This is a genomic window from Stappia sp. ICDLI1TA098, from assembly GCF_054880955.1.
This window is the reverse complement of record NZ_JBTZBT010000001.1, coordinates 110,088-123,300: the sequence shown is the minus strand read 5'-3', so window position 1 is coordinate 123,300 and position 13,213 is coordinate 110,088. Positions and strand designations below refer to the sequence as shown.

General features: G+C 66.4%; 14 protein-coding genes. 12 read left to right on the top strand and 2 right to left on the bottom strand.

The window, feature by feature from the left end:
* The first annotated feature begins 464 nt into the window (after positions 1-464).
* Positions 465-1,535, top strand: coding sequence for a D-TA family PLP-dependent enzyme (locus ACSLUQ_RS00510; RefSeq protein ID WP_461807411.1), 1,071 nt, complete (start codon positions 465-467; stop codon positions 1,533-1,535).
* 13 nt (positions 1,536-1,548) lie between these two features.
* Here ACSLUQ_RS00510 and ACSLUQ_RS00505 read toward each other — a convergent pair whose 3' ends face one another.
* A complete protein-coding gene (locus ACSLUQ_RS00505; RefSeq protein WP_417773442.1) occupies positions 1,549-2,259 on the bottom strand; it encodes a GntR family transcriptional regulator in 711 nt (236 codons plus the stop codon).
* 444 nt (positions 2,260-2,703) lie between these two features.
* Here ACSLUQ_RS00505 and uxaC point away from each other — a divergent pair, with 444 nt between their 5' ends.
* The 10 genes from uxaC to ACSLUQ_RS00455 all read left to right on the top strand — a co-directional run bounded on the left by uxaC (position 2,704) and on the right by ACSLUQ_RS00455 (position 11,981).
* Entirely contained in the window at positions 2,704-4,110 is a 1,407-nt protein-coding gene (gene uxaC / locus ACSLUQ_RS00500; protein ID WP_461807410.1) for a glucuronate isomerase, read from the top strand.
* A 39-nt stretch (positions 4,111-4,149) separates the two neighbouring features.
* Entirely contained in the window at positions 4,150-5,130 is a 981-nt protein-coding gene (locus ACSLUQ_RS00495; protein WP_461807409.1) for a TRAP transporter substrate-binding protein, read from the top strand.
* An 81-nt stretch (positions 5,131-5,211) separates the two neighbouring features.
* Entirely contained in the window at positions 5,212-5,721 is a 510-nt protein-coding gene (locus tag ACSLUQ_RS00490) for a TRAP transporter small permease (protein WP_461807408.1), read from the top strand.
* A 4-nt stretch (positions 5,722-5,725) separates the two neighbouring features.
* Positions 5,726-7,006 carry a TRAP transporter large permease gene (locus ACSLUQ_RS00485; RefSeq protein ID WP_461807407.1) on the top strand — a complete coding sequence of 427 codons (1,281 nt, stop codon included), beginning with the start codon at positions 5,726-5,728 and terminating at the stop codon, positions 7,004-7,006.
* Between the two features lie 13 nt (positions 7,007-7,019).
* Positions 7,020-7,337, top strand: a complete 318-nt coding sequence (locus ACSLUQ_RS00480) for a cupin domain-containing protein (RefSeq protein ID WP_461807406.1) — start codon at positions 7,020-7,022, stop codon at positions 7,335-7,337.
* A gap of 32 nt (positions 7,338-7,369) precedes the next feature.
* Complete coding sequence (kduI, locus tag ACSLUQ_RS00475) at positions 7,370-8,194, top strand: 5-dehydro-4-deoxy-D-glucuronate isomerase (protein WP_417773436.1); 825 nt, start codon at positions 7,370-7,372, stop codon at positions 8,192-8,194.
* A complete protein-coding gene (kduD, locus tag ACSLUQ_RS00470) occupies positions 8,191-8,934 on the top strand; it encodes a 2-dehydro-3-deoxy-D-gluconate 5-dehydrogenase KduD (RefSeq protein WP_461807405.1) in 744 nt (247 codons plus the stop codon). Before kduI ends, kduD begins: the two co-directional genes overlap by 4 nt.
* Positions 8,924-10,369: a mannitol dehydrogenase family protein gene (locus ACSLUQ_RS00465; RefSeq protein ID WP_461807404.1), complete on the top strand. Its 1,446-nt coding sequence runs from the start codon at positions 8,924-8,926 to the stop codon at positions 10,367-10,369. Before kduD ends, ACSLUQ_RS00465 begins: the two co-directional genes overlap by 11 nt.
* Positions 10,362-11,555, top strand: a complete 1,194-nt coding sequence (gene uxuA, locus ACSLUQ_RS00460) for a mannonate dehydratase (protein WP_461807403.1) — start codon at positions 10,362-10,364, stop codon at positions 11,553-11,555. The genes ACSLUQ_RS00465 and uxuA overlap by 8 nt, the downstream gene beginning before the upstream one ends.
* A gap of 87 nt (positions 11,556-11,642) precedes the next feature.
* Positions 11,643-11,981, top strand: coding sequence for an ArsR/SmtB family transcription factor (locus tag ACSLUQ_RS00455; RefSeq protein ID WP_461807402.1), 339 nt, complete (start codon positions 11,643-11,645; stop codon positions 11,979-11,981).
* A 28-nt stretch (positions 11,982-12,009) separates the two neighbouring features.
* On the opposite strand, the gene ACSLUQ_RS00450 is transcribed toward ACSLUQ_RS00455, so the two are convergent.
* Entirely contained in the window at positions 12,010-12,486 is a 477-nt protein-coding gene (locus tag ACSLUQ_RS00450) for a MarR family winged helix-turn-helix transcriptional regulator (RefSeq protein ID WP_417773431.1), read from the bottom strand.
* Positions 12,487-12,666: 180 nt separating this feature from the next.
* On the opposite strand from ACSLUQ_RS00450, the gene ectA reads away from it, so the two are divergent.
* Positions 12,667-13,212 (top strand): diaminobutyrate acetyltransferase, encoded by a 546-nt coding sequence (gene ectA / locus ACSLUQ_RS00445; RefSeq protein ID WP_417773430.1) that lies wholly within the window; start codon positions 12,667-12,669, stop codon positions 13,210-13,212.
* Position 13,213: the final 1 nt, after the last annotated feature.

Sequence of the window (13,213 nt, the reverse complement as noted above, 5' to 3'; positions counted from 1 at the left end):
GCGGGACGCGGCAAACGGAAGAGCACGCGAAAGGACCGGCCCGCCGACCTGCGCCAGGGCACCCGCTGCCCGCAGCAGCGGCGGGAGGCGCGCCGACCGCCTCGAAGTTCCCGCGCCCGGTCTGCAGCCTTCGGTCATGTGCCGCCATCCCCGGCTGCGGCACAGCCAGGGCGCCCCGTCCTCTTTCACAGCCGCGTGCCTCGCCCTCGGGTTCCCGGACAAGGGCGGCATGTGCCCGTGAGTTGTACCCCCATCCTAGCGCAACTATTTTGAAAGGCGCGTGGCGATCAATCGACGGAAAGGGGGACGACGGCGGGGAGCGAGACCTTCGGCCGCGGGCTCGGTGACGTGTGGTGGTGGCCGGGCGAGCCGATGCGCGGGACGAGGTCGACGTCGATGGCCGATTGCACCCTGCCGGGCAGCGCGCTACGACTAGATTCCCCTTGCACCTTCAGGATCTTCCCATGTCTCAGGAAACCGGCGAAAGCCTGCCCGAAACGCCGGCGATCATCATCGACGAGGCGATTGCCCAGGCCAATATCGCCCGCCTGCAGGCCCATTGCGACGCGCGCGGCGTCCGCCTCCGGCCGCACATCAAGACGCACAAGCTGCCGCGCTTCGCTCGCGCCCAGGTCGAGGCCGGCGCAAGCGGCATCACCTGCCAGAAGATCAGCGAAGCCGAGATCATGGCGGATGGCGGGATCGACGACATCCTGATCACCTACAACATCGTCGGAGACGCAAAGCTGAAGCGTCTGCGCGCACTGGCCGGGCGCCTGCGCCACCTCGGCGTCACCGCCGACAGCGCCGCGACCATCGACGGGCTGTCGTCCGCCTTTGCAGACGCGCCCCGCCCGCTCGAGGTGCTGGTGGAATGTGACACCGGAGCCGGACGCTGCGGCGTGCAGACGCCGCGGGAGGCTGCCGATCTCGCCGCCCGGATCAACGCCGCACCTGGCCTGTCCTTCGGCGGGCTGATGACCTTTCCCGCCGTCGGCGACATGACCGGCGTCGCCCGCTTCATGCGTGAGGCACTTGCCCTGCTCGATGAACGCGGGATCGCCTGCCCTGATGTGTCGAGCGGCGGCACGCCGGACATGTGGAAGGCCGGAGACGAGGACATCGTCACCGAGTACCGGGCGGGAACCTACATCTTCAACGACCGCGCCGTGGTCGCCAGCGGCGCCTGCACGCTCGAAGACTGCGCGGTGAAGGTTCATGCAACGGTGGTTTCCACCCCGACACCGAACCGAGCCGTGGTCGATGCCGGCTCCAAGACACTGACCACCGACCTTTTCGGCCAGACCGGCCACGGAACCGTGATCGGCCATCCCGAGGCGAAGATCGTCGGCCTCAGCGAGGAGCACGGCGTCATCCACACGCCGAAGGCTGGCAGTTTTCAGGTGGGCGAGCGCATCGAGATCGTGCCGAACCACGTCTGCGTCGTCGTCAACATGTTCGACACGGCATGGCTGCGCCGCAAGGACGGCACGCTCGAGGAAATCGCCATCGACGCGCGCGGCAAGGTCACCTGAGCGACCGGGAGGCTCAGGCCGGCTCGAACTCGTCTGGATCGAAAAAGTCGGCGTGGGCGGCGCGGATTTCCGAGATGATGCCGGCGATCCGGCTCAGGTGCGCGCGCATGCGGGAGATGGCGAGCGTCTCGTCGCCATCGCGCATCGCCTCCAGGATCTCGACGTGGTCGACAAGCGCGAGCCGCGCGCCGTTTTCCAGAGAGAGATAGCGCACCCGGTCCATGTGAGCCTTGTTGTCGCGGATCAGCGCCCAGACATGGCCATGGCCGGCAAGTTCGCAGATGCGGTTGTGGAAGGCATCGTCGAGCGCGTGGAAGCCCGGGCGGTCGTCGTCCTCCACCGCCAGGCGCTGCTGCGCGATGAGATCGGCGAGGTCCGTCAGCGCGGCGCCGTCGACATTGGCCATGGCCGCACGCATGATCTCCAGCTCCAGCGCGGTTCGCACGAACCGCGCGCGCAGCACGGCCTCCACCGAGATCGGCGTGACCACGGTGGCGCGCTGCGGGCGTACGAGCAGGAAGCCCTGCTGCGACAGCCTGTAGAAAGCATCGCGCACCGGCTGCCGGCTGACGCCCATGCGCCGCGCCACATCCGCTTCCGACAGTTTGGTGCCCGGCAGCAGATCGAGACCGACGACACGGTCGTAGAGTTCCTGGAACACGAGGTCCGTCACCGACGGCCCGCGCGTCAGGTCGAGCGTCCTGAGTTTGATCTGCTCGTTCATGCCAGCCGGCACTCCCCCGTCGAACCCGTTTCGTTTCAAGTTTCCTGTCCCCTCCCGCTGGCGGACGGCTCGGCTTATGGCATTCGCCGGCGGTCAACGCCAGCACCCGCACGGCCATAGCCCTCCCGCGCAGGAGACAACGGACGCCGCGGTCGTTTTCCACCACCCGCCGCCATCGCTTGCGTCCAGGGGTCGCAGCGGAAAATTCTCGCAGGCATCGCCAGTGCCACCCCGCTAGTGTCGCAAGTCGCGAGTCATCACGCGATCACCCGCGCGCGATCCTCCTTCGCCAGGTCACGCTCCGCCGCCACTCACCGTCCGGCAGCCCGGATCCGCCTGTCGCGAAGCGTGATTGACTCCGCTTGCGGACTAACATATTAGCTTACTAGACGATCTGCCACCCCAAAATGCGGCCTGCCCGCCGGGGGGCATCTGGAGGTCAGAATGGCGCTTTTGAGCGACGACCGGTTGTTTCCGGTCGAGGAGAAGACACGCGGGCTTGCCCGCTCGATCTATGGAACGATCAAGGATCTTCCCATCGTCAGCCCGCATGGGCACACGGACCCTGCATGGTTCGCGTGCAACGATCGTTTTCCCGATCCCGCCCGGCTCTTCGTCGTGCCGGATCACTATGTCTTCCGCATGCTGTGCTCGCAGGGCGTCCAGCTCGCCGACCTTGGCGTGCCGCGCGCCGACGGCGGCTCAACCGAGCAGGATCCACGCCGGATCTGGCGTACCTTCGCGACCCACTTCCATCTCTTCCGCGGCACCCCCTCGTCCATGTGGCTGAACCACGCCTTCCAGGAGGTTTTCGGCCTGGACGTGCCGCTTTCGGCCGACACCGCCGACCACTGTTACGATCACATCGACGCCTGCCTGGCGCGGCCGGAATTCAGGCCACGCGCCCTGTTCGAACGCTTCAACATCGAGGTGATCTCGACCACCGAGGCCGCGCTCGACCCGCTCGACCACCATCGCGCGATCCGCGACAGCGGCTGGGGCGGACGCGTCATCACCGCCTATCGGCCGGACAGTGTCATCGATCCCGAGTTCGAGGGCTTCGTCGACAATGTCGCGGCCTTGGGGCAGCTCACCGGCGAGGACACCGCGACCTTCACCGGCTATCTCGCCGCCCATCGCGCCCGCCGCGCCTATTTCAAGACATTCGGCGCCACCTCCTCGGACCACGGCGCACCGAGCGCGCGCACCGAGGACCTTCCCCGCGCCGAAGCGGAGCGGATCTTCGGCAAGGCGCTGTCCGGCACCTGCACGGCAGAAGAAGCGGACGCCTTTCGCGGCCACATGTTGACCGAGATGGCGCGCATGAGCCTCGACGACGGGCTGGTGATGCAGATCCATCCGGGCTCATTCCGCAACCATTCAAGCCTGGTCATGGGGCAGTACGGGCGCGACAAGGGCTTCGACATTCCCACACGCACCGACTACGTGCGCGCGCTCAAGCCGATGCTTGACGCCGTCGGCATGGAACCGGGCCTGACGATCATCCTCTTCACGCTGGACGAGACCGCCTATTCGCGCGAGCTCGCCCCGCTTGCCGGCGTCTATCCGACGCTGCGCCTCGGCCCGCCGTGGTGGTTTCACGACAGCCCGGAAGGCATGCGCCGTTTCCGCGAAATGGCGACCGAGACGGCCGGTTTCTACAACACCGTCGGCTTCAACGACGACACGCGCGCGTTCTGTTCGATCCCCGCCCGCCACGATGTGGCGCGCCGGGTCGACGCGGCATTCCTCGCAACACTTGTCGAGACCGGGAGGCTCGGCGAGAGCGAGGCATACGAGGTCGCACATGACCTCACTTATCGCCTGGTGAAGGGAGCCTACAAACTCTGACGTCATCAGGTCGGTTCGGTTTTCAGGGAGGAACTGAGCATGACTTTCATGAAGAGCATGACCGCAGCCTTTGCGCTGCTTGCCGCCTCGACCCTCACGGCCGGGGCGGCTGACAAGATCCTGAGGTCCTCGGACACGCATCCCGACGGCTACCCCACCGTGGAGGCGGTGAAATACATGGGTCAGCTTCTCGAGGAACGCACCGGAGGCCGCCTCGGCATCGAGGTCTTCCATTCCGCCCAGCTCGGGCAGGAAAAGGACACCATCGAACAGACGCAGTTCGGCGTCATCGACATGAACCGCGTCTCGCTGGGGCCGTTCAACAACATCATCGAGGAGACCCAGATCCCCTCGTTGCCCTATATCTTCCGTTCGGTCGACCACATGCACAAGGTCATGGACGGCCCCGTCGGTGACGAGATCCTCGCCGCCTTCGCCGATCACGACCTGATCGGCCTTGCCTTCTACGATGGCGGATCGCGGTCCTTCTACAACAGCCAGAAGCCGATCAAGTCCATGGACGATCTCTCGGGCATGAAGTTCCGGGTGATGCAGTCCGACCTTTTCGTCGACATGGTCGGCGCGCTCGGCGCCAATGCCACGCCGATGCCCTATGGCGAGGTCTACTCCTCGATCCAGACCGGTGTCATCGACGGCGCGGAGAACAACTGGCCCTCCTTCGAAAGCTCCGGCCACTACGAGGTCGCCAAGTACTACACGCTCGACCAGCATCTGATCGTGCCTGAAGTGCTGGTGATGTCGAAGAAGTCCTGGGAGGCGCTATCCGAGGAGGACCAGAAGATCGTACGCAAGGCAGCCCGGGACTCCGTGCCCCACATGCGCAAGCTCTGGGCCGAGCGCGAAGCGGCTTCCGAGGCGAAGGTGCGCGAGTCAGGCGTCGAGATCATCACCGACATCGACAAGACGCCCTTCATCGACGCGATGAAGCCGGTCTACGCGAAGTATGTCACCTCCGACAAGCTGAAGGATATGGTCGCCCGCATCCAGGCGACCGAGTAACTCAGCCGGCCCCGCGTGCCCGCGGCACGGCAGTGCGCCGTGGGCACGCTCCCGCCAGGAGAGACGACAGTGCAAATCCTGATGACTCGCGTTGCGAAGGTCACCGGGCGGATAGCAAGGATATCGCTTTGGCTTTCCGGAGCCGGCCTCGTCCTGATGACCGCCTTCATCACCATCCAGGTGTTCTTCCGCTACCTCCTCAACGACAGCCAGTCCTGGACAGAGCCGGCCTCGGTCATGCTGATGGGATGGTTCATCTTCCTGGGCGCGGCCGTCGGCATACGCGAGGGCTATCACCTGTCCTTCGACGTGCTGCTCTACGTGCTGCCCCAGCGCGTCAAGCTGGCGCTCTATTCGGTCTCCGATGCGGTCGTCGTCGCCTTCGGCGGCGGCATGATCTGGTTCGGAAGCCAGCTCGCGGAGAAGACCGCGGCCAACAAGCTCCCCTCGCTCGGCATCTCCGGCGCGTTCGACTTCCTGCCGCTGGTCGCCGGCGGCATCCTCATCATTCTGTTCTCGCTCGAACGCCTCGCACGCCGCGCCGCCGGCATGCCGACAGCGCGCTTCGGCGAGGTCGATCCGCAGGAGTGATCGCGTGGAACTCCTTGTCCTGTTCGGGTCCTTCACGGTCCTGCTTCTCATCGGCACGCCGGTCGCTTTCTGCCTCGGAGTCTCCTCCTTCGCGACGATCCTCTATATGGGCCTGCCGCCGGTTGTCGTCTTCCAGCGCCTGAACTCCGGCGTTTCGGTCTTCGCCCTGATGGCGATTCCCTTCTTCATTTTCGCCGGCGAACTGATGGTGCGCGGCGACATCGCCCGCCGCCTCGTGGCTCTCGCCGGATCGCTGGTCGGCCATCTGCGCGGCGGCCTCGGCCAGGTCAACATCACCGCCTCCGTGCTCTTCGGCGGCATCTCCGGCTCGGCCGCGGCCGATGCTTCCGCCATCGGCGGGCTGATGATCCCGCAGATGAAGGAGCGCGGCTACGACGTCGACTACGGCGTCAACGTCACCGTCGTCTCCTCGATCATCGCGCTGATGCTGCCGCCCTCACACAACATGATCATCTACTCGATCTCGGCGGGCGGGCGCATTTCCATCGCCGACCTCTTCACCGCCGGCATCATTCCCGGCCTGATCCTGGCACTGAGCCTGATGGTGTCCGCCTGGTACGTGGCGAAGCAGCGCGGTTATCCGGTCGAGCGCTTCAGCGGCTGGTCCGCCATCGGCAGGCTCTTCGTCAACGCCATCCCCGGCCTCGTGCTCATCCTCATCATCTTCGGCGGCGTGCGCTCGGGCATCTTCACCGCCTCGGAGAGCTCCTGCATCGCCGTGGTCTACGCGCTCTTCGTAACCGTGGTCGCCTACCGCACGATGCACTGGAACGCCTTCGTCGGCGCGACGACGGCGGCGGTGCGAACAACGGCCATGGTGTTGCTCGTGATCGGTTGCGCGGCCTCCTTCGGCTGGCTTCTGGCCTATCTGCGGGTGCCGGGAACCCTGGTTGCCCTGATGCAGCACGTCTCGGAAAATCCGATCGTCGTTCTGCTTCTGATCAACGTGCTGCTGCTGTTCCTCGGCACGTTCATGGACATGTCGCCGCTGATCGTCATCACCACGCCGATCTTCCTGCCCGTCGCACAGGCCTTTGGCGTCGATCCGGTGCACTTCGGGGTGATCCTGATCCTCAATCTCGGCATCGGGCTGTGCACGCCCCCGGTGGGCGCCGTGCTCTTCGTCGGCTGCGCCGTGGGAAGAATCACCGTCTGGGACGCGGTGAAGACGATCTGGCCGTTCTATTTCGCCGCCGTCTTCACCCTCCTTCTCGTCACCTACATCCCGGCGCTGTCCATGTGGCTGCCGTCGCTCTTCCATTGAGGAAACCTCCGCCATGTCGCCCACCAGCCCGTTCCCGGCGGTTGCCGCCGATCCCGGCGTCACCCGCCAGGTGCTCGCCGAAAGCCCGCAGATGATGGTCGTCTCCTTCACCTTCGAGGAAGGCGCGCAAGGCGCGCTGCACGCCCACCCCCACGTCCAGTCGACATACGTGGAACGGGGGCGTTTCTCCTTCACCCTCTCAGGCGAAACCTTCGAGGTCGGCCCCGGCGACAGTTTCGTCATCCCCTCGGGCGCGGTGCACGGCTGCCGCTGCCTGGAAGCGGGCCGGCTGATCGACGGCTTCACGCCGCGCCGCGATGATTTTCTCTGATCTCTGAAACCGAAGTCCCGAAAGGACACGCCATGCTCAGCGTCGAGACCCGCCACGCCGTCCATCAGGACCACGCCCGGCACATGGACACCGGCGAACTGCGCGATCACTTCCGCGTCGCTGACATCTTCGCCGAAGGAGAGATCCGGCTGGTCTACACACACTACGACCGTTTCGTCGTCGGCGGCGCCGTTCCCGGGGGCGGCAGCCTGACGCTCGACAAGGTCGAGGAAACGCGCACGAAGACCTTTCTCGAGCGCCGCGAGATGGCGGTGGTCAACATCGGCGATGCCGGCAGGATCGAGGCCGGCGGCACAACCTACGAACTGGCGCGCGGCGATGTGCTTTACCTCGGCCAGGGCACGGGCGCGGTCACTTTCTCCGGGGCCGGGCGCTTCTACATCACCTCCGCGCCCGCACACCGCGCCCTGCCGGCCCGCCTCATCACCATCGCGGAATCCAACGCGGTCAGGCTCGGCGCCGTTGAAACCTCCAACAAGCGCACCATCAACCAGTTCGTCCATCCGCTGGTGATGGAAAGCTGCCAGCTCGTCCTCGGCTACACCACGCTCGAGGACGGCTCCGTCTGGAACACCATGCCCGCCCACATCCACGACCGGCGCATGGAGGCCTATCTCTACTTCAACATGGCCGACGACCAGCGCATCCTGCACCTGATGGGCGAGCCGGACGAGACCCGCCACCTTGTGCTGGCGAACGAGGAAGGCGCCCTGTCGCCGCCCTGGTCGATCCACTGCGGCGCGGGCACGGGCAGCTACACCTTCATCTGGGCGATGGCCGGCGACAACGTCGACTACACCGACATGGACTTCATCCAGATGGGCGACCTGAAATGAGCGGGGCGTTCTCCCTCTCCGGCCGCAAGGCACTGGTGACCGGCGCCAACACCGGCATCGGCCAGGCGATTGCCGTGGCACTTGCCGCCGCCGGAGCCGAGGTGACCTGCGCCGGGCGGCGCGATTGCGACGAAACGCTGGCGAAGATCGCCCTTGCCGGTGGGCGGGCCTCGTCGCAGCTTCTCGATTTCGCGGACCCGATGGCCGCCCGCCACACCTTCGCGGGCGCCGGCTACACGATCCTGATCAACAACGCCGGCATCATCCGGCGCAACGACAGTGCCGAGTTCTCCGAAGCCGACTGGGACGATGTGATCGACACCAACCTGAAGGCCCTGTTCTTCACCTCACAGGCCTTCGGCCGCGAACTCCTTGCGCGCGGCACGGGGGGCGCGATCGTCAACATCGCCTCGTTGCTCTCCTTCCAGGGCGGCATCCGCGTGCCCTCCTATACCGCCGCCAAGCATGGCGTGGCCGGCGTCACCAAGATCCTCGCCAACGAGTGGGCGGCGGACGGCATCAACGTCAACGCCATCGCTCCCGGCTACATCGCCACCAACAACACCGAGGCTCTGCGCGCGGATCCCGCGCGCAACCGGTCGATCCTCGACCGCATTCCCGCCGCGCGCTGGGGAGAACCGGAAGACATTGCCGGGACGGCGGTCTTCCTGTGCTCTCCGGCCGCGCGCTATATCCATGGCACTGTGATTCCCGTAGATGGAGGCTGGCTTGCCCGCTGATTTTCCCCGCCTGACCCATTCCGCCGCATCCCGCCACGGAGCAGGCATCGTCCACCTGGGTCTCGGCGCCTTTTTCCGCGCCCACGGCGCAATCTACATCGCCGAGGCAATGGCCGCCTCCGGCGGCGACTGGGGCATCATCGGCGTGTCGCTGAAACGCCCCGACCAGCGCGACCGGCTGAAGCCGCAGGGCTGCGCCTATACAGCGCTTGAGCTCGGGCCCGAGGGCGAGACGCCGCGCGTCATCGAGGTGATCGAGGACGTTCTGGTCGCCCCCGAGGACCCGGCCGCCGTCGTCGCCGCCATGGCCGACCCAGGCGTGAAGATCGTCTCGCTGACCGTCACCGAGAAAGGCTACTGCCACCAGCCCGCCACCGGCAGGCTGATGCGCGAGCACCCGGATATCGAGACCGATCTTGCCCGGCCCGACGCCCCCGCCTCGGCGCCCGGCTTCATCGTGCGCGCGCTCCAGGCGCGCCGCGCCGCGGGGCTGCCGCCCTTCACCGTGATGAGTTGCGACAACCTGCCCGACAACGGCCGGCTGCTGAAGGGGGTCGTGCTCGACCTCGCCCGCCTGATCGAGCCCGCGCTCGCCGACTGGATCGAGGCGGAAGCCGAGTTCCCCGCGACCATGGTCGACCGCATCGTGCCGGCGACCAAGGACGAGGACCTCGACCGCGTCGCGGCCCTGACCGGGAGACGCGACGAAAGCCCGGTCATGCACGAGCCCTTCCGCCAGTGGGTCGTGGAGGACGACTTCGTCGGCGGCGCGCGCCCGGATTTCGCCGCCGTCGGCGTCGAGCTGGTCAAGGATGTCGCGCCTTACGAGGCAATGAAACTGCGATGTCTCAACGGCACCCACAGCACACTCGCCTATCTCGGCTACCTGGCCGGCTTCGAGACGATTGCCGAGACGGTCGCCGACCCGGCATTCGCGCGTTTCATCACGCGGGTCTGGGATGAGGAAATCATCCCCGGCCTGACACCGCCGCCGGGCGTTTCGCTGACCGACTACTCCCGCGCGCTGCTTGCCCGCTACGCCAACCCGGGCATCCGTCACCGCACCTGGCAGATCGCCATGGACGGCTCCCAGAAGCTGCCGCAACGCATTCTGACGCAACTTGCGGAAGGCATCGCCGCCGGCCGGCCGATGGCGGGCCTCACCCTGGCGGTGGCCGCGTGGATGCGCTACGTCGGCGGCACCGACGAGACCGGCGCGGAAATCGACGTGCGCGATCCGATGGCCGATCGGCTGAAGGAACTGTCGAACGGCGCGGCCGATCCGGCCGGCAAGGTCGCGGCCCTTCTTGGCGTCACCGAGATCTTCCCGCGGGAACTCGCCGCGAACACGGCGTTCCGCCAGCGTCTGACCGCGGCCTATGAGACCCTTGCCGACAAGGGTGCCCGCAAGGCGGTCGAGGGCTGCCATGCGTGAAAGCTGGCGCTGGTACGGGCCGCTCGACCGGATCCGTCTCGACGAGATCGCCCAGACCGGCGCCGGTGGCATCGTCACCGCGCTTCACGAAATCCCCTACGGCGAGATCTGGACGGTGGAAGCGATCGAGGCGCGACAGCGCCTCATCGCCGACGCCGGCCAAGGCCAGGAGTGGGTCGTCGTGGAAAGCCTGCCGGTGCACGAGAGGATCAAGCGTGGCGAGGGATCCCTCTCCACGCTCTTCTCCAACTACCGCCAGTCGATGGCGAACCTCGCCGCCGCCGGGGTCGCGACGATCTGCTACAATTTCATGCCACTGATCGACTGGACGCGCACGGAGCTCACCCGCCCGGTGGCCGGCGGCGGAACGGCGCTGCGCTTCGATGCGGCGCAAATGTGCGCGCTCGAGATGTTCATGCTGGAGCGCGAGGAGGCGGAGGCCGACTATTCGAGCGATGTACGGGCGCGCGCGAAATGCTGGTTCGATGCGTCGGGGACGCGCGAAAGGGAGCAGGTCGTCGCAGCCGTGATGGCTGGCCTGCCCGGCGCTTACGACCGCTACGACATTCCCGGCCTGCGAAAGGCTCTCGCCGCCTACCGGGACATCGACGCGGGCGCGCTGCGGGCGAATTACGCCCGCTTTCTCGCCGAGGTCATTCCAGCCGCGCGCGAACTGGGCATACGCCTGTGCGTACATCCCGACGATCCGCCGCGCGACATTCTCGGCCTGCCCCGCGTCGTCTCGAATGCCGAGGACATCGCCTTCGTACTTGACTGCCAGGACACGCTCGAGAACGGGCTGACGCTCTGCTCGGGCTCGCTTGGCGCAAATCCGGCGAACGACGTGCCTGCGATCGCACGCCGTTTCGCCGGGCGCATTCACTTCGCCCACCTGCGCAACGTGCGCAAGGAGCCGGACGGCAGCTTCGAGGAGGCCGCGCATCTTGGCGGCGACACCGACATGGTGGCGCTGGTCGCGACCCTTCTCGCCGAGGAACGCCGTCGCGCGGCGCAGGGGCGCATCGACAGCGAGATCCCCTTTCGCCCCGATCACGGCCACGAACTGCTGTCGGACAGCGACCGCGACACCCATCCGGGGTATCCGCTGATCGGGCGCATGCGCGGCCTCGCCGAGCTGCGCGGCGTGATCGCCGCCCTCAGCCACGAGAAGACCCGCCACGGCTGATGCCGGATGGTGCTGCAGCGCGCTTGATCCGACGCGAACACGCGCCTATCGTGATTCGACGATGTGCGATGCAAGAGGCGAGGCAGCATGGCGGAAACGGGCGATGCACAACACGATGAGGCCGGCGACGACAGCGAAGTCGCCATCGCCGCGCTCGGCCGCGCCCTCGCCCATCCCGCGCGGGTGCGCATCGTTCGCCTGCTGCTGGAACGCGGACCGCTGATCGGCGCCGATCTGGTGGCAGCGCTCGGACTGGCGCAATCGACCGTCTCCGAGCACTTGCGCATCCTGAGGGAGGGCGGTCTCGTTGGCGGACGGAGCATGCGCCCGCGCGTCGCCTATTCGCTCAATCCAGAAGCCCTCGGCCCGCTTGCCGATCTGCTGCTCGAGATCCTGGAAGAGGCCCCGGCGGACGCCGTCGACTGAGGCCTGCGGCAGCGCGCGCCTCCCTGCCTCACTTGCGGTCGACGGGACCGACATCGAGCAACGGCGAGGCGTCGATGCCGCCAGCGTTGAGCATGTCGCCGATCCGCTCGAGCGAGGCAACGATCATCGCCTGCTCCCAGTCGCGCAGGCTCGCGAACTGCTGCTCGAACACCTGGTGCAGCGGGTCGGGCGCCGACTTCAGCATCTCCAGCCCGGCCTCGGTTGCCCGCACCCAGACGATGCGCCTGTCGGTGTTGCCGCGCGTGCGCGTGACAAGCTCGCGCGCCTCCAGCTTGTCGAGCAGCGACGTCGCCGTCGCCTGCCCGACGCCGGCGCGCTTGGAGATCGCCTTCGGCGTCGTCTCCTGCGCCTCGGCGACGATGGACAGGACGATGAACTGCGGTGTCGTCAGCCCTGTCGCGCGCGCGAGCGTGCGCGCGTTGAGTTCAGTTGCCCGCAGGATTCGCCTGAGCGCAATGAGACTCGTCTGTACCCTGTCTTCCATGATCGCCCCCTTTAAGCCCCTTGTTAGCAGACGAACCTTATTTCGATAATCGAATTTTATATCTACCGAAACACCGCAGAAACGCTAGCATTTTCGAGCAAACTCGGACACGCACCCCTGGCTAGGGTTGAAAAATATTTCGATAGACATATTATCCACCCCGAACGAAACGGGGATCCCATGACGCTCACGAAGGTTTCCAAAGACACGCCGACAGGCGACGACATCACCCTCCGAAAGCCGCGCGCAGAGGACGGGGCCGCAATCTGGCGGCTTATCGGCAGCTGCGCGCCGCTCGATGAGAACTCCATGTACTGCAACCTTTTGCAGTGCGATCACTTTGCGGACACCTGCGTCCTTGCCGAACGCGCTTCCGACGGCGAGGTTCTTGGCTGGGTGTCCGGTTACCTTCTGCCCGACGATCCAGAGACGCTGTTCATCTGGCAGGTCGCCGTTTCCGACGCGGCCAAGGGCAAGGGTCTGGCCAAGCGCCTTCTGGCAGAAGCCCTTGATCGCGACGCATGCTCCGACGTCCGGCGCATGAAGACCACCATCACCGCCGACAACGCGGCGAGCTGGGGTCTGTTCACGTCCTTCGCGCGCCGTCAGGGCGGTGTGCTCGACAGAGAGCCGCACTTCCGCAAGGACGCACACTTCGACGGCGAGCATGCCACCGAGCATATGGTGACAATCCGCTTCGCCGAGGCCGTGAAGAAGGCTGCCTGAC

What these genes read in the sequence shown, in the direction of transcription:
- ACSLUQ_RS00455 (WP_461807402.1), top strand. Translation starts at nt 11,643, where the DNA reads ATGGCGGAAACGGGCGATGCACAACACGATGAGGCCGGCGACGACAGC.
- uxuA (WP_461807403.1), top strand. Translation starts at nt 10,362, where the DNA reads ATGCGTGAAAGCTGGCGCTGGTACGGGCCGCTCGACCGGATCCGTCTC.
- ACSLUQ_RS00490 (WP_461807408.1), top strand. Translation starts at nt 5,212, where the DNA reads ATGACTCGCGTTGCGAAGGTCACCGGGCGGATAGCAAGGATATCGCTT.
- ACSLUQ_RS00450 (WP_417773431.1), bottom strand. Translation starts at nt 12,486, where the DNA reads ATGGAAGACAGGGTACAGACGAGTCTCATTGCGCTCAGGCGAATCCTG.
- ACSLUQ_RS00505 (WP_417773442.1), bottom strand. Translation starts at nt 2,259, where the DNA reads ATGAACGAGCAGATCAAACTCAGGACGCTCGACCTGACGCGCGGGCCG.
- ectA (WP_417773430.1), top strand. Translation starts at nt 12,667, where the DNA reads ATGACGCTCACGAAGGTTTCCAAAGACACGCCGACAGGCGACGACATC.
- ACSLUQ_RS00480 (WP_461807406.1), top strand. Translation starts at nt 7,020, where the DNA reads ATGTCGCCCACCAGCCCGTTCCCGGCGGTTGCCGCCGATCCCGGCGTC.
- kduI (WP_417773436.1), top strand. Translation starts at nt 7,370, where the DNA reads ATGCTCAGCGTCGAGACCCGCCACGCCGTCCATCAGGACCACGCCCGG.
- ACSLUQ_RS00495 (WP_461807409.1), top strand. Translation starts at nt 4,150, where the DNA reads ATGACTTTCATGAAGAGCATGACCGCAGCCTTTGCGCTGCTTGCCGCC.
- uxaC (WP_461807410.1), top strand. Translation starts at nt 2,704, where the DNA reads ATGGCGCTTTTGAGCGACGACCGGTTGTTTCCGGTCGAGGAGAAGACA.
- ACSLUQ_RS00510 (WP_461807411.1), top strand. Translation starts at nt 465, where the DNA reads ATGTCTCAGGAAACCGGCGAAAGCCTGCCCGAAACGCCGGCGATCATC.
- kduD (WP_461807405.1), top strand. Translation starts at nt 8,191, where the DNA reads ATGAGCGGGGCGTTCTCCCTCTCCGGCCGCAAGGCACTGGTGACCGGC.